At 61.6% G+C, this 17,614-nt stretch carries 23 protein-coding genes; all 23 read right to left on the reverse strand.

Annotated elements, in window-relative coordinates; all coding sequences use genetic code 11:
- Window positions 1–138: 138 nt before the first annotated feature.
- On the reverse strand, window positions 139–534 hold the full coding sequence (locus tag WC683_14505) for a hypothetical protein (protein ID MFA4973820.1): 396 nt from the start codon (window positions 532–534) through the stop codon (window positions 139–141).
- Window positions 531–704 (reverse strand): hypothetical protein, encoded by a 174-nt coding sequence (locus tag WC683_14510; GenBank protein ID MFA4973821.1) that lies wholly within the window; start codon window positions 702–704, stop codon window positions 531–533. The genes WC683_14505 and WC683_14510 overlap by 4 nt, the downstream gene beginning before the upstream one ends.
- Window positions 685–1,020 carry a hypothetical protein gene (locus tag WC683_14515; protein ID MFA4973822.1) on the reverse strand — a complete coding sequence of 112 codons (336 nt, stop codon included), beginning with the start codon at window positions 1,018–1,020 and terminating at the stop codon, window positions 685–687. The genes WC683_14510 and WC683_14515 overlap by 20 nt, the downstream gene beginning before the upstream one ends.
- A 15-nt stretch (window positions 1,021–1,035) precedes the next feature.
- The gene (locus WC683_14520; GenBank protein MFA4973823.1) at window positions 1,036–1,938 is read right to left on the reverse strand and encodes a carbohydrate-binding protein; all 903 of its coding nucleotides are present in this window, start codon (window positions 1,936–1,938) and stop codon (window positions 1,036–1,038) included.
- An 11-nt stretch (window positions 1,939–1,949) separates the two neighbouring features.
- Entirely contained in the window at window positions 1,950–2,891 is a 942-nt protein-coding gene (locus WC683_14525; protein MFA4973824.1) for a hypothetical protein, read from the reverse strand.
- A gap of 1 nt (window position 2,892) precedes the next feature.
- Entirely contained in the window at window positions 2,893–3,576 is a 684-nt protein-coding gene (locus WC683_14530) for a hypothetical protein (GenBank protein MFA4973825.1), read from the reverse strand.
- 79 nt (window positions 3,577–3,655) lie between these two features.
- Window positions 3,656–4,174: a hypothetical protein gene (locus WC683_14535; GenBank protein ID MFA4973826.1), complete on the reverse strand. Its 519-nt coding sequence runs from the start codon at window positions 4,172–4,174 to the stop codon at window positions 3,656–3,658.
- Between the two features lie 11 nt (window positions 4,175–4,185).
- Entirely contained in the window at window positions 4,186–6,576 is a 2,391-nt protein-coding gene (locus WC683_14540) for a hypothetical protein (GenBank protein MFA4973827.1), read from the reverse strand.
- Window positions 6,573–9,182, reverse strand: coding sequence for a hypothetical protein (locus WC683_14545; protein ID MFA4973828.1), 2,610 nt, complete (start codon window positions 9,180–9,182; stop codon window positions 6,573–6,575). Before WC683_14545 ends, WC683_14540 begins: the two co-directional genes overlap by 4 nt.
- A gap of 6 nt (window positions 9,183–9,188) precedes the next feature.
- On the reverse strand, window positions 9,189–9,380 hold the full coding sequence (locus WC683_14550) for a hypothetical protein (GenBank protein ID MFA4973829.1): 192 nt from the start codon (window positions 9,378–9,380) through the stop codon (window positions 9,189–9,191).
- A gap of 28 nt (window positions 9,381–9,408) precedes the next feature.
- Window positions 9,409–9,867 (reverse strand): hypothetical protein, encoded by a 459-nt coding sequence (locus WC683_14555; protein MFA4973830.1) that lies wholly within the window; start codon window positions 9,865–9,867, stop codon window positions 9,409–9,411.
- 20 nt (window positions 9,868–9,887) lie between these two features.
- Window positions 9,888–10,286 (reverse strand): hypothetical protein, encoded by a 399-nt coding sequence (locus WC683_14560; GenBank protein ID MFA4973831.1) that lies wholly within the window; start codon window positions 10,284–10,286, stop codon window positions 9,888–9,890.
- Window positions 10,287–10,751 carry a hypothetical protein gene (locus WC683_14565; GenBank protein MFA4973832.1) on the reverse strand — a complete coding sequence of 155 codons (465 nt, stop codon included), beginning with the start codon at window positions 10,749–10,751 and terminating at the stop codon, window positions 10,287–10,289. It lies immediately after the preceding gene.
- Window positions 10,752–10,769: 18 nt separating this feature from the next.
- Window positions 10,770–11,297 carry a hypothetical protein gene (locus WC683_14570; GenBank protein ID MFA4973833.1) on the reverse strand — a complete coding sequence of 176 codons (528 nt, stop codon included), beginning with the start codon at window positions 11,295–11,297 and terminating at the stop codon, window positions 10,770–10,772.
- A gap of 2 nt (window positions 11,298–11,299) precedes the next feature.
- Entirely contained in the window at window positions 11,300–11,725 is a 426-nt protein-coding gene (locus tag WC683_14575; GenBank protein MFA4973834.1) for a hypothetical protein, read from the reverse strand.
- On the reverse strand, window positions 11,709–12,437 hold the full coding sequence (locus WC683_14580; protein ID MFA4973835.1) for a class I SAM-dependent methyltransferase: 729 nt from the start codon (window positions 12,435–12,437) through the stop codon (window positions 11,709–11,711). Before WC683_14580 ends, WC683_14575 begins: the two co-directional genes overlap by 17 nt.
- Window positions 12,415–13,311 carry a glycosyltransferase gene (locus WC683_14585; protein ID MFA4973836.1) on the reverse strand — a complete coding sequence of 299 codons (897 nt, stop codon included), beginning with the start codon at window positions 13,309–13,311 and terminating at the stop codon, window positions 12,415–12,417. Before WC683_14585 ends, WC683_14580 begins: the two co-directional genes overlap by 23 nt.
- Window positions 13,308–14,075: a glycosyltransferase family 2 protein gene (locus tag WC683_14590; GenBank protein ID MFA4973837.1), complete on the reverse strand. Its 768-nt coding sequence runs from the start codon at window positions 14,073–14,075 to the stop codon at window positions 13,308–13,310. Before WC683_14590 ends, WC683_14585 begins: the two co-directional genes overlap by 4 nt.
- Complete coding sequence (locus tag WC683_14595) at window positions 14,056–15,405, reverse strand: glycosyltransferase family 4 protein (GenBank protein ID MFA4973838.1); 1,350 nt, start codon at window positions 15,403–15,405, stop codon at window positions 14,056–14,058. Before WC683_14595 ends, WC683_14590 begins: the two co-directional genes overlap by 20 nt.
- Window positions 15,406–15,693 carry a hypothetical protein gene (locus tag WC683_14600; GenBank protein MFA4973839.1) on the reverse strand — a complete coding sequence of 96 codons (288 nt, stop codon included), beginning with the start codon at window positions 15,691–15,693 and terminating at the stop codon, window positions 15,406–15,408.
- A 31-nt stretch (window positions 15,694–15,724) separates the two neighbouring features.
- Window positions 15,725–16,132: a hypothetical protein gene (locus WC683_14605; protein ID MFA4973840.1), complete on the reverse strand. Its 408-nt coding sequence runs from the start codon at window positions 16,130–16,132 to the stop codon at window positions 15,725–15,727.
- 243 nt (window positions 16,133–16,375) lie between these two features.
- On the reverse strand, window positions 16,376–16,867 hold the full coding sequence (locus WC683_14610) for a hypothetical protein (protein ID MFA4973841.1): 492 nt from the start codon (window positions 16,865–16,867) through the stop codon (window positions 16,376–16,378).
- Between the two features lie 27 nt (window positions 16,868–16,894).
- Entirely contained in the window at window positions 16,895–17,410 is a 516-nt protein-coding gene (locus WC683_14615; GenBank protein MFA4973842.1) for a hypothetical protein, read from the reverse strand.
- Window positions 17,411–17,614 lie beyond the last annotated feature (204 nt).

Consider the following 17,614-nt stretch of genomic DNA (forward strand, 5'->3'; position numbering starts at 1 on the left):
ACCGTCGCCGTCGGCGTGAGGCTGGGCAGCGGCGTGCCAGTCGGCGACGGCACCAGCGGGCGGACGCTGACACGGTAGCTGGCATCATCCACGGTGACAACGAACGAACACCCGGCGAGCAGTAGCGCCGCACAGAGGCTACTCAGTATCCGGCGCATTGCGCAAACTCCTCACCCACATAAACGCCTTGCTCAGCATCGTCACGACTCGCTCCTCATGGTCTATACCCTGTTCGCGCATCTCATTCACCAGCGCGTGGCACAGTTCATGCACCACGCCGCGCTCCAGTTCCTCGTCTGATAGCCCCGCCAGCGCGGGGACGTTCACATGGATGGTTGCCGCCGCATAGCGCCAGTCAGCGTTGATGCGCATGGCAACGTTCCGGCCCGTCGCACCACTGGCCTTGCGAAATGCCTTGCCGCTGTCATACCAGTGCACCTCAACATCCCACCAGCCCAGGCCGAGCAGATACGTCCACTTTTCGAAGTGACGGCGAGCGCGGTTACGAGTGCGCTTGTACGCCTTGCGCTTCATGGCAGCAGCGGCGCGCTGGTTTTGAGCATGGCGTCCAGTCGCTTACTTCGCTGCGGGGATGCTCGCCACTGCCCCGCCGTGCGCCACTCCACGATCTGGCGCGGGCAGACATACGGCGCGATGACCTTGAGCATGGCGTCCAGAGAGCGCTTATTTCGCTGCGTCGCCAAGTTCCACCTCACGCGCCACTTCTCGCTGCCCGATGATGGCGTCGACCGTGGCCGTCAGCAGCTTCGAGATATACGCCTCATCGAGCTTGCGGTTTAGCGCCCACTCGCCGATACCGTCCAGAGTGACGATGATATAGTCGTCCGGCTCGTCTACCAGCGGTCTCACCTGCCGCGCCACCTTCTGGACGGACGCCCACACTCCTGCCCCGGCCAGCGCGAGCACGGCCAGCGAGACGAGCGCCACGAACGTCGGGACGAATACGCTGATGATAATCTCCAGCGCGTCTTGCGATTTACCTGCCAGTTCGATGTCCATGCCTCACTCCTCTAGTTATATCGGCCCCAGGTCAATCCACAGCGCCGGGACAGCGGTCGGCGTCCATCCCGCCTGTGACGTGTGGGTCTGCCAGCAGCGGTAGCGCCGCCCGTTGTAGGTTACAATGTCACCATTCCCCGCGCCCTGTGTGTTGTCGCCCTTGTAAGCCACTGGATAGGCCCAGGCAGCCAACGGCGGGGGCGGGGGCGGTGGAGTCAAGTTCTCCCACAGCGCCTCGGCACCTACACTGCCCGGCTCCCACACGTTCGCCGCGATATTGCTCCGCCAGGTATATCCGCCGTGTGTCACTCGTGCGCCGAGCGGATAGGCGTCGTGTGCGCCCAGGGGTTGCACCCAGGGCCAGGGATCGTCGGTTGGCTCATAGTAGCGCTTGAACAAAGCAGGCGCCCGTTCAGGCGGCCAATCCGCCTGCGTCGTGTGGCCCTGAATGACCTCGTACAGGTTGCCCGTCCGATAGAAGACTTGGCCTACCGTCACTGCCAATCCGACCTGCCAGGGCGGATGTAGCACTACCTCTTTGACAGTGCTTACCAGCGCGTCGGCAGTGGCCGGTACAACGTCTTCGACCACCAGCCGGGCCACGTCTGACGACAGCACGGCGGCGAGTTCCGTCCGCATCGTCTCCAGCGGTTCGAGCGCGGGTGGCGGTGCGCCCCCGGCTTCGTCCTGCACAGACAGCACGGCGAAACGGGCGTCAGTACGGATAGCCGCCACCTGCGTCGCGCTCAGCCCTTCGCCAAGCGCGACCAGGCGGTTGAGCCTGTCCGCGCCGATGAGCGGATCAGCCTGCCAGGTGATGTCCGTCCATGCGGCGGGATATTCCTCAGCCACCAGCATGTCGTTGCGGCCCGGCTCCGAGCGCCAGGGCGTGAGAACTTTCGCTTGGTAGGTTGCCATACTTGTCTCTCCTACAGCGGCGTCACCGTCAACTTCGTCGGCGTAGCCTGTGAGCTATAGACTGTGTTGACCCCCGTCTGCGTATCATTGTGCGACACATTAATCTGCGCCCCACGCTTCGTCCAGTCCGTGCCGTTCACCGTCGTCCAAAAGTCGTGCAGGCTGCCCGCGCACTGCACACGGATGCCGATAACATCACCCACGTACGTCGCGTTGATGCGGTTGGTGGCTGTGCCTGCGCTCACGCTGTCCAGGCGAAAGTCCCAGTTGGTGTTGGCGTCGTTGCGCCGAATGTATGCCCGCCAGCAGGTGTAGGCCGCCTCAAGCGAGGCGCCGCTGATGCGGTAGAATACGTTAATTGTATCTCCGGCGACAGGTGAAACAGGCAGCGCGTAGGTGAAGTCAATGATGGCGTCGGCGGGCATGGTCTGTTGCGCGTTCAGGGTGATGCGCTTCGCTGAAATGCTATCAATCGTCGCGTCACCAAGTAGGCCACTAATAAGTATAACGGCAGCCGTTGTGTCTGAGCGCATTATGTCGCGTGCATGGCGTGCTTCGTTATACTGTCGGTACCAGGGACTTATAAAAACCTGAAGATAGCCCACTGCCCACGCAGTCACAAATTGGTCAACTTCGTACCAATGACCTACGGTGAGGACGGTCTGCTGGACCCGAGGGACATTTGCGCCCGTAGTATTGTAAAGATTCAGTGCCCCGCCTACGGTCTTCGCGTCCGCATGTGTTTGGTCAGGGTCGCGCTCAGTCGCTTCAGGGTTTCCACCACTTTCGTACAGGACCGTCCACCCGTCCGGGTTATCGTCCGTCCAGGCCGAGAAGTCCGGATTGGTCAGCAGTTCCGCGCCGAGGGATTGAGTAAAGTCAGTTATGATGAGTGTCCTCTTGTGCTCGCCCAACACCCCCGGCACGCCCAGAATCGGCAGTGACCGCCCCATGTCAACCTCCCTCACTCGCGCCATCAGGCGCGCCCTTGCCCGCGTCCGTCTCAGCGCAGTCTTCTGCTGCCGCCTCACTCACCGCCTGCGCGTGGTTCACTTTCGCCTGTAGCGCGGCCAGCTTCTCCTCAACGTGCACCCGGTCGGTCAGCGCCTTCTCCAGTTCCTCGTGGTGCGCCTTCTCAAGCTCGTCAATGCGCGCCAGCAGTTCGTCAATGCGCGCATCCTTCGCCGCCAGCTTGCGCTCCAGGTCGCCGATGCGCTTATCCCGCGCCGCTACCGCCTTTTCCAACTCCGCCACCTTCGCCGCAAACTCGCAGCGCACGCGCTCCAGTTCCGTTACATGCTCAGCGTCGCGCAGGGCCATGCGCTTCTCGGCGTCATCAAGTTCCTTGCGCATGGCGCGCTTGGCGTCCAGCGCCTCATCTACGCTGTTCTGTAGCGCGATAATCTGCCCGTTCTGGTCGGTGATCGTCCTCATCAACGTGGTAAATGCCCTAGCGTTCTCCTCTAACGCAGCGCCAGCTGTCTGTAGCGCCTTGCCCATAGGCCCGCGCGCTACCAGCCAGTAGCCGAGGCCAACGCCCAGGGCCACGCTCACCACGAACAGCAGCGGTGTGCCCGCCTGCTGGATGATGTGCCACAGGCCGTCAGTGTCTACAATCTCAGTCGCCAGTCCGAACATTCATCCCCCCACCTATATCGGGGCGTGCTACAATTTCAATGCCCGCTCTGCGCGTCGCCCCTCGGCGCGCCGGGCGGGTCTAGCTCACTTCCCGCACCCACATGATGATCGGCGCAGCGCCCGTCGTGGCCCAGGTAAACGCCGTCCCCGCTTCCGTTTTCCACACGGGCTGGAAAACATGAGTGCCACTCGCCAGCCCTGTGACCAGTAGTGGCCCGAAGACTGTCGTATTGCCCGTTGTGGCCGTCGTTATGCCGGGCCGCGCACGTCCTGCCCCGAACGCATAGGCCCCATATAAGGCCGTGCCATTGACCAGCCAATCTAGAGAGATACGCCGTGTGTCTGTATCGCCTGCCAACTGTAGCTGAATGAATACCATAATGTCCCCGCCATAGGTGCCCAGCGAGGCGCTCAGCGCTGACGAGATGGCCGTGAATGTGGTGGCTGTCGTGCTCAACACCAGCGCGCCACTGGCAAAAGCAGTCAGAAACGACGGCGGGTCTTTCAGCGCGGCTATGTTATCGCGAACATAGGTGTTCATGTCCGTCGCGCCCAGCACCTCATCAACCACCCATGTTTTCGGGATCGTGTAAGTCATCGTCTCGTTTCCTACAATACCAGGCGGTTCTGGTCAAGCAGCCCCAGCACCGCATCGTCCAACGTCAGATAGGTGTTGCCGGTGAGCGGGGCCAGCAGAAATGTAATGCGTGGTGCGGCTTTCTCGTGCAGGCTGTAGGCTATGCCCAGCACGCGGTGGCGCTCAGCGCTCAGCGCCGTTTGTGTTTCCGTAACTTCTACCACACTGCCGACCTCTATCGTGTACAGGTTCACCGCGCCAACCGTTTCCACGCCCTCAAAATAGACGGCGGGCACGCGCGCCAGCGGGATAGCCCAGCGCGCCAGCAAGAACCTCCCCACTTGCTCGGCGAAGGCGTCTCCGCCGTCTATCTGCAGCGGAATGCTCACGTCGCGCACGCGCCGCCCGTAGTCCTCTTGGCTCACCGTGTCGTCAATGACCAGGTTTAGCGGGTCGTAGGCAATCACCCCCACGCCGCGCACTTGCAGGTCGTGCACATATAGCGTGCCTGTCGCCGTGTTAGTCATGTGCACTTCGATGCCGCCACCCGTGACCGCCAAACTGAACTTGACGCGCTTGCTGTTGGTGTAGTTGTAGCCCGACTTATCCTGCGTATCATAGACGCTGTAATCCGTGCCGGGCACCAGGGGCAGCACGAGACTGCGCGCGCCGACAATCTGCCCCGTGCTCACGTCCACATAGGGAATGGTGTAGGTGCGCGACCCGAACGCCTGAGTCACATCGTCGGACGGGTTCCAGCGCTGATAGTTGGAACTGGTGCTGCCCACCGTGCCGCGCCCCGGCACCGCCAAGATTTGCTGCGCGCGGGCAATCACGCCGCTGGTTGTGCTACCACGCGGTACATAGGACACGACCGCACGATTGATGATGTCCTCTGCCGACATGACGGTATCCTGGTAGTTGTGTTCTTCATTCAACTCCAGGTCGGCGGCCCGGTTTGCCAAATTAAACGGATACAGATTGTCACGGAAGGTCAGCGTCCCATCGCGCGCGCACCAGAAGTAGCCCCACTCAGACTCGGCAACCTCGGTGATGGCTGTAAGCGCGTTAGTTGTGTCATCACGCCAGGTATCCCCGGCAATGTCAATGGTGCGCTGGCCCGTGTCGAAATCAATCAGCCCCGCCGGTTCATCTACTCCGCCACTCATCGTTGCGCCGCTGACCGCAATGTTCGCCCCGCTCTTGGCTAGCGCGATGCTGTTGCCCCACGCCCCGCGCGCGACGGCGGTGAGATTGACTGTTGCGCCGGAGACGGCGGCAGTGGTGACGGACATAGGGGCGCGCCGCGTACTATAAACACTCCAGGAACCACTGCCCGTTTTCAATGCTTCATGGGGCGGATCAATTCCACCCGCATCAAAATAGCCTCCGAGTCCAGAATAATCATCTGCCGAACCAAAACCAAAAGGGATCACTTTGCGTAGTACCAACCAATAATTTTGCTCAGCAGATAATACCGGCCCACCGATGCCGCTCACCGTCTTTACACCAGTGTAGGGGGCAAATGTGCCAGTCGCTATTACCGTGCCGCTAGGCACACCGCCAGCATCCGTCTGAATCTCCCAGGTGATATTGGTTGTATCATAAGCCGTCTGTTCTAGCGTCACAGAAAATGCATCGAGGCTCCCTGTATCCGGAGTAAATTTCTGTGCACGCTGATAGTTAATGCCTGCTAGCTTGCCAAAATAATCATAACCATTGACTGCCCCCGGCACTGTGGCCGTGCCTCCGCTGGCTCCTGCCGCCCCCTCATTTGCGGCGGTTACATCTGGGTGTTTCTCGGTGCCCGCGCCATATGCGCCACTGATCTGGTCTTCCCCTGTCGTGTGAATGGCCGCCTCAAGATTGGCCGCCGCTTCTGTTGCGCTCGCGCCTATCTTCACTTCATAGGCCGCGCTCGGTGTGACCTTGAACGTATACGTTATGTCGCCAATCGTCACCGTGTCGTTTGCCGACGGCGCGGCGCTGAATGTGATGCTACCTGTTGCCCGCGCCCCGCGCAGCGCTGCACTGGTAATCAGGCGCAGTAGATAGCCGGGACTTTGGCCCTCTTGGAGCGGCAGGCTGATCAGGTGATTTTGCAGCACGCCTAGCAGGTCAACGCATTCGATGGTGCATTGCCGGTTCCCGTACTGTCCCGGCTCCGGGCGGATACTCTGCACAACGCCCGTAAACAGCGTGATCGCGCCCTCAGTGACCACGACCGGGCGATAGGGTAGCAGCGACGAAAAGAGCGGGCTACTCGTATTGTTAGGCGAGAAGCGCCTATCCTCATTGTTGACCACCAGATAGCAGGTGCCCACATCGGCGACGTGTTGCAACGGGTCGCTGAACCCCGTGACGATTTCGCAACTGCGCACGTAGGCGGTGATGTCCGTGCCATCTAGGATGATTGCGGTCACGACATTGCCTCCACAAGACGCGTGTTCTTACGCGCCGCCTCGCGCTTCAGTTCGCCCAGCAGTTGCGCGGCATTCTGAACGCCGTGTACATGGATTGGCCCGGTGATAGTCACGCCCCCACCCCCGCCGCCTATCATCGGCCCCATGCGCGGGAAGTCCGGCGCGCGCTGCCCCTGGCGCATCTTGCGCAGCATATCCTGTGACAGCACATACTCACCCCGGTGTACCACGCCCGCAATCTGTCCGGGTGGCCCGTCGCCGGTGTAGCCGCCGCGCTGAAACTCCGGGATAGCGCGCCCGCCCAATGTCCGCCCGCCGCTTGTCGTCGTGCCCGCGCTGCCTTCTGTGAACGATGACGTGATGGTCACAGACCAGGGCCGTGAGGTCATGGTGTTCAAGCGCGTTTCTACGTCTACAATCTCGCGGACGAATGATTCTTTCCAGCCGCGCACCTGCAAAGTTGATAGATCGACCCAGGCGGTCATATAGCTTTCCATGTTTTGCCATCGCTGCTCGGCATGTTCAGTTAAGCTATCATAACTGTCCTTAAGAGGCTGCAATGGGTCTTCCTCTTGCTGTGGGCCAAAGACAAGTTCTTGGAAACGGCTTATACCCTCCTGAACGGTATTGGTCACCCGAGTGATGTCGTCAAGCCTGATTTGCCCGCTCGCTAAACGCTCTATCAACTGCACATATTGCTCAAGGCCACGCGCGTCTGTAGGAATCCGTACCAGCCGATCTACCCACGACCAGTCTTCACGCGCCAGCAATCCCATTTGCACGGCGAAATCTGCTGCGCCAAACTCCCCGCGCGCCAGTGCCTCAGCCGCCGCGTTTGCCCGTAGCGCGAAAATCTCACTTTGTGCATTGGCCTCGCCCGTAGCCAGCGCCATGTAGCGCATGGCCTCTTCCGACTTTTCAGCGCTCACCCCGTACTCGCGCAGCGCCTCGCCAGCCTTCTGGTACAGCGACGAGTCAAAGGCCGTCGGCGCAATGCCCCAGATTTCGTCTAGCGACTTGCCCGCCCGCTGTGCCTCAGCACTCAGCTTGCTTGCCGCCTCGGTGATGCGCTCCAGGCTGCGCGCGGTCTTTTCTGCGCGCTCCTCAGCGCGCTCATCCGCAAGGCCCATCGCCCGGCCCCACATACCGCCGGACTCGGCGGTGGGACGCCACGCCGTCCGCTGCATCCCGGCCAATGTGCTTTCCCAGTCAATGCCACCGCCCGGTCTCATTCCTGCGGCCCAGCGCTGGAAGCGTTCAATCTCCTGCTGCTGCTGGCGTTGTGCCTCACTGAAAAGCAAGCCGAATGTGCCCGCGCGCCTCTGACGCTCCATGAAATTAAACGTCGGTGCCATCGCGCCCCAGTTCCAGGTTTGCTGACGCTGCATTGGAACGCCACGCTGATCCATACGGGCAATCATGTCTCCATAGGCGCGCAGAGCTTCCAACTCAGCAGGACTATACTTTCCAAAGATATCCGGCTGAACTGTAGCCCCCAGCTGCGCGCCCGGCGCAACCGGCACATATGGCTCGGCCTGCCACTGCTCAGAAATCGGGTTCCAGAAGGCCGGCAATCCCGCCCTGGTGCGCAATTCTTGTTGTCTGGCTCTCGCAGCCGCCTCGCGCCCGGCGTCAGTCATGAAGCCCTCGAAAAAGTCGGTGGCGACAACTTTGGCCAACCACTCTGCGGCCCACGCGGCGTCGCTGATGTCTTCTCTCGGAATGCCCAGCGTTTCTCCCGCAATTGCCTCCATCGTGACTTTCATAACAATTTGCCAGTCGTGCGCGGTTAGCAGTTCAAACCAATTCCATAAATCAAGCGCAGCGCTCGCCGCACTCTCTAGCACGTCGTTGACATTTGTCCCTACTTTTTCTTTAAATTCACGCGATCTGGCGGATAGCTGGTCTTGCTTCAGCGTGACGTTGGCCATGCCCTCGCCGAGCTTGTCCGCCTGTTCCTTCAGCCCATCGATCACGGCTTCCTGGAACGCGGCCTCGCGCGACAGCCCAGGCATGGCACTTTGCAACTCTTCCATGCGCCGCTTGACCTGATCCACGCTGAGGCCCAGCTGGTCAAGGCGCATGAATGACATATTGGCGAGCGTCAATTGAATCTGACTAAGCGCATTTTCAGTGCCGCCCAGCTGCGGGTTCGCCGCCGCCACAACTGACAGCATTCTGGCAAACTTGCCCGCCGCCTCTGCGCTGTCAGCCAAGCCGAACTTCATGAGCATATAGGCTTGCGCAGCCGCTTCGCCTTCGGTAACTGTGCCGCGCATGGCCGTCTGAATAGCTACAGTCCAGCGTTCAGCTTCCTCAGCACTGCCCGCATAGACGCGCAGGGCGTAGGCGCTGCGTTCAGCTTGCGCACCCATGCGCGCCCACTCTTGGGCAGTGCCGAGCACCTGCTGAAAAGCGCCATAGACTATCTTGGCGCTGTTGCCGAGATAAAATAGGTTCTGCGCCATGTCGAGCACGCTGCGAGAGCCACGACTGCCCAGCCGCTCGGTGGCCTGATTCGCGCTATCCATGCCGCGCGCATATTCCCTCAGTTGTTTACTGAAGTCATCTTTCACGCTAAGCGTGATGGTGCGTCGTCTGTCCATTCAGCCCTACCCGTAGCGCAGCAGCGCCAGCAGCGCGTAGGCGGACACGACCGTCGCGTCCACCTTGCCGCTCTCGCCCTGCTCATAGGCCCGGTTTATCAAGTCGCCTATACTCTTCTGCCGCTGGTACTCATAGGCCAGCCAGTCCATGCGCTCATCGGGCGGCAGCGCCTTGAACTCGCTCAGGCTCCACTTCATGCGGTCGCAGATGCGGTAGACTAGCCACCTAAGCCCGTCGAAAGGGCCGATGACGGATGTCTTCCTCCGCCGTCTCGATAAGCTGGTTGGTGATCTTCCACAGCGCCGACACTGCCCAGTTGTCCAGCCCGGCGATGTACGCCAGCTTTTCGTCCGTCGTCTCGCCCGGCACATCTATCGCCCAGCACGCCAGAATCTGCGCGTGCATCTGACGCATCCGGTAGCGTTGTAGTGCGTGCAGATAGCCGGGGTCGCGGAAATCGCGCTTGCGCGTGACCTTGCCATCCGGGTCGGTAAAGAACTCGTCTGTGTACGGCGCTTCCGGCGGCTCGCCCACAATGCGCAGTGCATCCAACGCCTCATCGGGCGTCAGCGCGCGCATCTCAAACAGCAGTCGCTCACCGGATGGTGTCGTCACCTCATACTCATGCAATGCGCCGTCAGAACGCAGGTCGTCCAGCGTCGCCTTGCGCGTTTCCTTCGCCATGCTGAGCCTTTCTAGCGCGCCTAGTACGCGCTCCATGCGTTCGCCTGATAGGAGAACGTAAGCCGATAGACATCCCCTTCACGCCCCGCCAGCCCCACCGAGTTAATCGCCCCGCTGTACAGAAAATACCCGGCACTTCCCTGGTATCCGCTGTGCTTCAGGTGCAGAAACACGCCCGTTTGTGCATCAGCGAACTTGCGCAGGGCGAGCAGGTCTGTCGTATACATCGCGCCAATGTATACGTCGGCACGCTGGCCTGTCCACAGATTGTGGTAGGCACCATCCAAAGTGCGGAAGTTGTCCACACCATAGGCCAGCGTGCCGAAGACGCTCTCGGCATAGGCGACAACAGCCGAGGCCGTCGCGCTGCCCGTCCAGAGGTACATCGTACCTTCGGGCCAGGCGAAGGTCTCGGCCATTTAGCCGATGTACCCGCTCGCCGTCGGGCCGTTCATCGCCAGCGCCACAAACTGAAAGCTCAGGGCGTTCTCCTGATCGCCCTCGGTGAACTGACGCTGCGTGAGGGCAGCCCCATGGAACTGGTAGAAGAAAGCAGCCCCCGCTTCTGGCGCGGTCATCTTCAGTTCCAGATGCACCATCGGCACCGATGCCCCCGCCTCCGCCGACGGGTTGGGAAACTGGGCCGTAGCAGCCCAGGCCACGTCAAACGAGCCGTTGATGGCCTCTTTGCTAACCAGCTTGTGATGGTTCGGAATACCCCGGTCTGAGATGGTAGCGATGGTATTGGCGCTCGTCCAGGTGAAGTTGCGGACGAAGCCCATCAGCGCCGTCGGCGCACCACTCGCCGTGACCCATCCCGACCCGCTGCCACTGGCCTGTACCCAGCGCAGCGCACCCTCGTAACGATTCCTGACTTCTGGCATGATCTGACTCCTTGTCGCCTATGCTCGCTCTATCCAACTGAAGTAAAGTAACATCCGCCGCCGCTCGATGTCCGGGTTTGGGTCATAGGGCGGCGTCCGCGCCTCTACCCTGTCAATAACGATGCGGTAGCTGACATTGCCTGGAGCCGCCGCATTGGTGTAAAAGTCTTTTATGATTAGCGCGCTGCCCGTGCTGCGCAGACTGATCACCGCCTTCGTCAGCGCATCCTGCATCTGCGCCAGTTGCGCCCGCCAGTTGGCGTCGCGCCGCGTGGCCCAAGCGTTTACTTCCACAATGCCGAACTTCTGCTCGCCTGATCCATCGTCCACGCGCCCGCCCTGGTACGGAGACGGCCCGGTATCCGCGCCCAGATAGTGCACCGAGTAGCAGGGCAGCGTCGCGTTGCCCATCGGGTCTTGCGGGTTCTCCACAACCAGCGTAACGCTACTCAGCAGGGGCGGCTTGTTGCCGGTCAACGCACCCTGTAGCCAGGCGTAAAGCGTGCCCAGAACGTTGTATTGCCCGGTCGTGTGCGAGAACGTCACCGCTAGAACTCCCCCATGATTTCATCAATGTACTTGTCCAGCAGCCGCATAGCGTGTTCCTCAGCGCGGTCAAGGAAGCCCGCTGATTGCTGCTCGCTATGCCCCGCGTTCAGGTCCTCGATGTAGGGCACATTCGACCCCTGCACAATGGTCAGACCGTTGTCCTTCTCTTCCCATACGGCGTCGCCAGGGCTGGCCCCCTTCGCATCCGCCCTCAGCAGTCCCGGTGCCCAGTGCCCCCACGAGGCGGCGGCCCGCCCCGTGTCGCGCGGCATTGAGAACATCTCGCCGTGCTGCTTAATGCTGCGCTCCGTCGCCAGCGATGTCTCGCGCAGCCGCCGCTTGCAGGACACAACGATCTTTTTAGCCTGCTGCTCGGTGTAGCGGCGTTCCTCATGCAACTGCCTGGCGTCAACCTGGATGCGCATCTTTCACCGCCGTCATCTTGATACACAGTTCAACAATCGCGTTAATCCGCCCGATTGAACTCCGGTACACGGCCTGTTGGAACAGCGCATCGTCCAGCTTCGTGTCCGGGTCGTACATGATCTGCGTCTGCGCCTCGACAACCCGCACCGCGTCCTCGTGCGGCGAATACCAGATGTCGCGTTCGATGTCGAAGTCCCAGTGCCCGTTCTGTCGGTAGACGAACGGTGACCCGTCCCCTTCTGGTGGTTTCAGGTAGCCGAACGTGGCAAACGTGATGTATCGCGTATGCGTTGGGTCGCTGATCCCGCTGTTAGACCAGGCGAACGGGGCCAATATCCACGCCGTTCCGCCCGGCTTCATGATGCGATGCAGTTCCGAAAACCACGCAAACCAACCGTCCTGCCACTCCGGGTGCCATGTCACAAGCCGCCCGTTGCACACGATGTGGTGCGGAATGTGCTCCACAATGTGCGAGGCGATGGCATAGTCATAGGTATTATCGGGCAGCACCGCGCCATCGCTCTCGCGCCATGGGTAATCGAACAAATCCACAACCTTATTGACGCCCTCCAGCCCGTTCCAGTCCGCGTTATCCCAAGCTACATCCGGGTCAGTGTACATCTCTGCCGGGAGCAGCCGGTGACGCTTCGGCTGTTCGCAGGGCAGTATCACTCTCCCGCAACCCAGGTTAATCCCGCGCTTGGTCGTCACTTGTCTCCGCCGCTTTCTGCTGCGTCTGCAGCCAATCCACAATCACCTGTGCTCGTGCGTCCCATGTCCCCGGCGTGGCCCACTTCTGCCCCGCCTTTGCAATGCGCTCAGCATCCACCGAGTGCTCCAGCGCCCAGCGCACCTGCTCGACCGCGCCCGCCGTATCCTGGTACAGTAGGCAGTTCTGCCCATTGACCAGCCCCAGCGCCTCGCAGTCAGGGCACTCATCCATGACGACCAGGCAGCCCATCGCCGCCGTCTCCCAAACGCGCTGGGCCACGTCACCCGCCGCGCTGCGCACGAGGCTGATCTTGCTGTTCTGGTAGACCGCCGCGTACTGGTCATACACCGCGCCCGTGCCGTAGGCCATGCGCAGCGCCGGAATGTCGCGCAGCGCATACAGCAATTCGGCGCGCGGCCCGTACATGACCGCCAGCATCGCCGCGTCGTAGTGACGCTTGCTCCAGGCCGGGCCGGGCTTGAAGGCCACCTGGTCATAGCCGCAGGGCAGCCACGTCACGTTAGTCTCACCGATGCGCGCCCCGTGCCCGTGCGCCAGGAACAGGTGATCCACATCAAACTGCCCGTAATCGCGTACATGGTTATCTACGCCATACACGACCCAGGGCATATCGCCGCTGCGCTCGGCCCCCATGTTCGAGTCCATGATCAGCACGGCGTCCGGCGTCCAGCCCTCGTCAATCTCCGAGGGCGTCCAGATGTGGCGTGGATCAACCTGACCGCCCCAGATGGCGTTGGGCGGCTCCGGCACTGGCCCGGCAGACCGCGCATCATGCCCCATGCGCCGCAGCGCGTCCAGCACATAGCGCCCGGAGGCCACAGGCCAGTGAATGGCAAGTATCAGCAGTTTCATGCCCAGAACCTCACTTTGATTGCCGGCACGTCAGGCTCCACAACCTTCGTGTCTACCCAACGCGCTTTGAATGTCCGTGCGTTCATGGCAAATGATGGATTGCCGCCCGTGCTGCCCACTTCGTGCACCAGCCGGACGCGCGGCTCGTGCCAGACCTCGTAGCCTTCCAGTTGGGCGCGCACACAGAAATCGGCATCCTCAAAGTACCCGCGCCCGTAGGCCGTATCGAACCCGCCCAGCATGTTCCACAGCCCGCGCCGGACGGCCAGCGCCGCACCCGTAACCCAAGACACCTTGCGCGCCTTGCTGATCGGCTCCCAATCGGGATTGCCATAGCCCAGCGCCTCGTGGAACGGCTGCCCAGCGCCGTCAAATAGCCCGCCCACTGACTGGACTTTGCCGTCAGGAAACAACAGCGTAGGCCCGACAACGCCTACCTTGCCATGACTGTCAAAGAGCGCCAGAAGGGTCGCATCCCAGCCCGCCGCAGTCGGGTAGCAGTCCTGGTTAAGGAAGAATAGCACCTCGCCCTTTGCCCGCTTCGCCGCCTGGTTGCAGTTGCCCGCAAAGCCGAGATTGTAGTTTGTCCGCTCGCAGCACGGCCCCAGCGACAGCGGCCCGTTGTACTCGGTGCTGCTATCATCCTGCACCAACACCTCAGTTAGCTCCGGGTCGGTCGTCTCGCGCACCAACCGCAGGCAGCGCGTGACCTTCTCCAGATGGTTATAGGCCGGGATGATGACGCTAAGCCTCGGCGTGCTCACGCTTCCCCTCCAGCAACTCGACCTGCTGCCCGACGGCCTTGCCAATGCCTGCTGCCACGCCCGCCGGGTCGTTCGCCATCACATAGACCGGCGCATGTAGATGGATGGATTGCCCGGCCACGCCCGCCGGAATGCTCGGCTGCGCTGTCGGCGTAGGCGCGGGTTTCTGGCGCTTGCGCTCCAGGTCAGCGGCCCGCCGGGTCACGACCGCACCCAGTATATCCGCTACGGCACTTGCCGCCTTTTCCCAGGTGCGCCCCTTCGCCCACTCCAGCGCCCTCGCGCCTTTTGCCAACCGCTCGGCAGGCTGATCATACAGCGCCCGTAGCCCTTCAACCAAGTGCGCCATGTCGGGGCTGTAGTCACGCGCGCCGCCCCAGGTGCCTAGCTCGTCTGGCCTGGCGCGCACCAGTAGCCCGCGCTCCTGGTCGCCGATGATCTCGCGCCCACTACAGTAGTCGAGCGCAACCGTTGGGATGCCCGTTGCCATCGCCTCGATGTGTGGCAGGCCAAACCCCTCACGATGAGCGATGACCATGTGCACGTCCAACAGGTTGTAGCGTTCGTTCAAACTCTGCACGCCCGCCCGTAGTGCATCCTCGCGGTAGCGCACACGTGCCGGGTCAAGCCCGCACTCGGCGATCAGTTGCTTAGGGATGTCCCAGCCCGCCGGACTGACCTTCTCACAGTCCAGAAACAGGTAGGCGTTGGGCACGTCAGGGAATGCATCGGCGAAGCCCTGCACCATGCTCGGAAACGCCTTGCGGCCCTGGTTCATGGCCATCACACCGACGATAAAGGCGTCCGCCGGCAGACCCATCTTCTGACGCAGCGCAGCCCGCGTCGCGTCGTCCAGGCGGTGAAACTCGCCCACATCCACGCCCGGCGCGCACAGCCCCGCCGTAACGCCCGCCTTGCGAAACGCCTCTACTCCGAACTCGCTGATTGTTAAGAGTGCATCGAACTGCTTGGCGTTGTCCAGCCAATCCCGATAGATTGGCACCCCGTCCACGGGCGTGATGACTATCTGTGCCGTCGTGCTCCAGTCAATGCCCGTCGCGTGGCGGGCCATGATATGGTACGGGAAATCCTGCACGCTAAGCACCACGTCCGGCTGATAGGCCGTCCAGATACCCGTCAGCGCTGCCCCGTGATCCCGCCCGTTCAGCGCCGCCACATGGAAGGGCAAGCCCAGGGGCAGCAGCCCGTCATACTGGATACACGCGCCCATGATCTCGTGCCCCTGCCGTCCCAAGTGTAGCGCGGCAGCCCGACAGATGCGGCCAAAGCCAGTCGGGATGAAATCGCCGAAGATGAGAAGTCGAGCCATTTACCCCTTCTCTCTCTTTATTCGGGCTTTCCATTGCCAGAATATCGCCATTGCTTCTTCGCCTGACTCTGCTTCAATGGCAATGATGGCTGGCTCAGGGAGATAACCGATTCCGGTACCATAGTGACTGGCATTGGTTTGATACCACACCCGCCCTATTTCAAGTGGTTTACCAGCTATGAATGTCGCGCCCATACCTATCAAGCGCCAAAAGCCCGCGGACTTTTGTGCTTGCTCAAGCTCCAGATAGAAAACACCTTGCGAAGGCACCACATACCACGTACGCATCTCCTCTCGCGCTTTCTGGCGCTTGTGCGCCTTAACCGGTCGTATCGCCCCGGCGCAGTACCGTCCGATACCAGACCTGCCCGCCGATATGCGTGGGCGTGCTATCGCCCTCGACGCGGTAGGCCACGCCGTTCCAGATCAACTCATCAAGCGGCCCCAGCGCAACCAGCGTGCTCACCACGGCGTCCCCAGCCATCATCTGACCGGCGGGCAGTTGCACCTCGCGGAAGCGGCTCTCATTGCCCTGCGGGGCGGCCCATAGCGCCGTGATGACGCGCTCGGCATAGGTGCGCGTTTCGCCGCCCCCCGCCCAGTACGCGCTTCCTGTGCCCGTCGTGGTGCTCAGGTAGTGCCGCCAGATGGCCGTCGCGCCCGCGTAGGACTGCACGCCGACGAACTGGCCGCTAATGCGGCTGCTGTTTGGCCCCCGGTAGGTCATTCGGGTTTCCCTCTAGTTCGATTTCCCCGCTATCCAGCGCAAGCTTGAATGCTTCCGGTGTAGCGCGGAATACCTCTACCTTGTCATGAAACCAGACAATGAACACACCTGGATCATGATCGTTTTCCAGGATAGCCACGAGCGCACGTCCGAACTCTAGCATTTCCTCACGCGTGACAAGGAAGTCGCCTCGGCTGACCACGGCAACATGATTTGTGTATAGCGGCGTGTCCAATTGTGCTTTTACCAGTCCTCCTGCCCCAATGCCCAGGACGCATACGCGCCAGCATCTACCGCGCCCTCATTAACCTCTTCGTTCAGTTGCTCGTACAGCTTCTGCAACTGCTGTTGCGCGGCAGTGTCGTCATACTCCGTCCCATCCGGCGCGGCCCACTTCGCCCGCTTCAGGCTATCGAACATCAGCGTCTTGACCGCCTCCAGCGCGGCCCCGGCCACCGTCCCGCCCACTGCGGTAAAGTGGCCGATCTCATCATTGCTGAAGATTGTGTGCACGCCGCGCACACGGAACGCGCTGTTGGCAGAGATGGCTCCGCTGAACGCCACAAAGCCCGTCGCGTCTATCGTCGCGCCCGTCGCTGTCCAGCCGCCCACGCCCGGCACGAAAGCCGTGCCACTGACCACGTTCGTCACGCCCAGCCCAAAGATGGTCGCAGACCCATCCCCAGCCAGCGTCGAATCAAAGATGGTGGGCTTATCCTGAATGCGCAGACGCACCTGCTCAGCGGTCGTCAGGGCCATCGCTTAGCTCTCCGCTTCTGGCTCCTCCGCTTGGTCGGCGGAAGCCTCCGGCTTTTCTTGCCCCTGTTCGGCGTCATCTTCGGGCTTTTCAGCCTCATCTTCGTCCGGTTCTTCCTCGGTGACCGCCTCAGCCTCGGCGATCTTGCGTGGGCGGCCCCGTTTCTTTGATGCAGGCTTTTCTGCGGGCGTCTGTGCTTCGAGTAGCACCTTCAACTGCTCGGTCAGTTCGTTCATCTTGGCTTCCAGCGTGCCCACGCGCTCCGCCGCCGCCGCGACTTCCTGCTCGCGCTGGTAGACCTCATACAGCGCCACAACCTCGCGCAAGTGCTGCGGATGCCAGTTTGCCCACTGCGTAAACGTGGCCTCGCTACGCCCATGCACGTTATTGATGTAGTACTGCGTGCTGGGATAGAAGCCCAGCTTATTCAGCAGCGTTGTGTCCCCGTTCTGCGCCTCAGTGAATGCCTGCCCGACGACCTCACGCATCCAGTCAAGCGCCTTCTGTGTCTGTTCGTTCATCATCTGTCCTTTCTCAGTGTGGGGGGCAGGTCGCCCCACCCCCCTGCTCCATGCTAGTCAACCGTCGGCGCGGTCGTGCTGGACGAGTAGTACCAGAACCGATCATCCACGATGCCGAAACCAAACCACGTCCGCGCATAGTACCGCCACACGTCATTGACGGGGAAGTACTCAGGCGGCAGGACGCGGGCCGGATCGACGCGC

It is taken from the genome of bacterium (assembly GCA_041648665.1).
Classification (GTDB): domain Bacteria; phylum UBA10199; class UBA10199; order 2-02-FULL-44-16; family JAAZCA01; genus JAFGMW01.

Bases quoted from the DNA above. Each gene is read 5' to 3' on its own strand.
- WC683_14505 (MFA4973820.1), bottom strand. From the start codon at position 534: ATGAAGCGCAAGGCGTACAAGCGCACTCGTAACCGCGCTCGCCGTCAC.
- WC683_14515 (MFA4973822.1), bottom strand. From the start codon at position 1,020: ATGGACATCGAACTGGCAGGTAAATCGCAAGACGCGCTGGAGATTATC.
- WC683_14520 (MFA4973823.1), bottom strand. From the start codon at position 1,938: ATGGCAACCTACCAAGCGAAAGTTCTCACGCCCTGGCGCTCGGAGCCG.
- WC683_14525 (MFA4973824.1), bottom strand. From the start codon at position 2,891: ATGGGGCGGTCACTGCCGATTCTGGGCGTGCCGGGGGTGTTGGGCGAG.
- WC683_14530 (MFA4973825.1), bottom strand. From the start codon at position 3,576: ATGTTCGGACTGGCGACTGAGATTGTAGACACTGACGGCCTGTGGCAC.
- WC683_14535 (MFA4973826.1), bottom strand. From the start codon at position 4,174: ATGACTTACACGATCCCGAAAACATGGGTGGTTGATGAGGTGCTGGGC.
- WC683_14545 (MFA4973828.1), bottom strand. From the start codon at position 9,182: ATGGACAGACGACGCACCATCACGCTTAGCGTGAAAGATGACTTCAGT.
- WC683_14550 (MFA4973829.1), bottom strand. From the start codon at position 9,380: ATGAAGTGGAGCCTGAGCGAGTTCAAGGCGCTGCCGCCCGATGAGCGC.
- WC683_14555 (MFA4973830.1), bottom strand. From the start codon at position 9,867: ATGGCGAAGGAAACGCGCAAGGCGACGCTGGACGACCTGCGTTCTGAC.
- WC683_14560 (MFA4973831.1), bottom strand. From the start codon at position 10,286: ATGGCCGAGACCTTCGCCTGGCCCGAAGGTACGATGTACCTCTGGACG.
- WC683_14565 (MFA4973832.1), bottom strand. From the start codon at position 10,751: ATGCCAGAAGTCAGGAATCGTTACGAGGGTGCGCTGCGCTGGGTACAG.
- WC683_14575 (MFA4973834.1), bottom strand. From the start codon at position 11,725: ATGCGCATCCAGGTTGACGCCAGGCAGTTGCATGAGGAACGCCGCTAC.
- WC683_14585 (MFA4973836.1), bottom strand. From the start codon at position 13,311: ATGAAACTGCTGATACTTGCCATTCACTGGCCTGTGGCCTCCGGGCGC.
- WC683_14595 (MFA4973838.1), bottom strand. From the start codon at position 15,405: ATGGCTCGACTTCTCATCTTCGGCGATTTCATCCCGACTGGCTTTGGC.
- WC683_14600 (MFA4973839.1), bottom strand. From the start codon at position 15,693: ATGCGTACGTGGTATGTGGTGCCTTCGCAAGGTGTTTTCTATCTGGAG.
- WC683_14605 (MFA4973840.1), bottom strand. From the start codon at position 16,132: ATGACCTACCGGGGGCCAAACAGCAGCCGCATTAGCGGCCAGTTCGTC.
- WC683_14615 (MFA4973842.1), bottom strand. From the start codon at position 17,410: ATGAACGAACAGACACAGAAGGCGCTTGACTGGATGCGTGAGGTCGTC.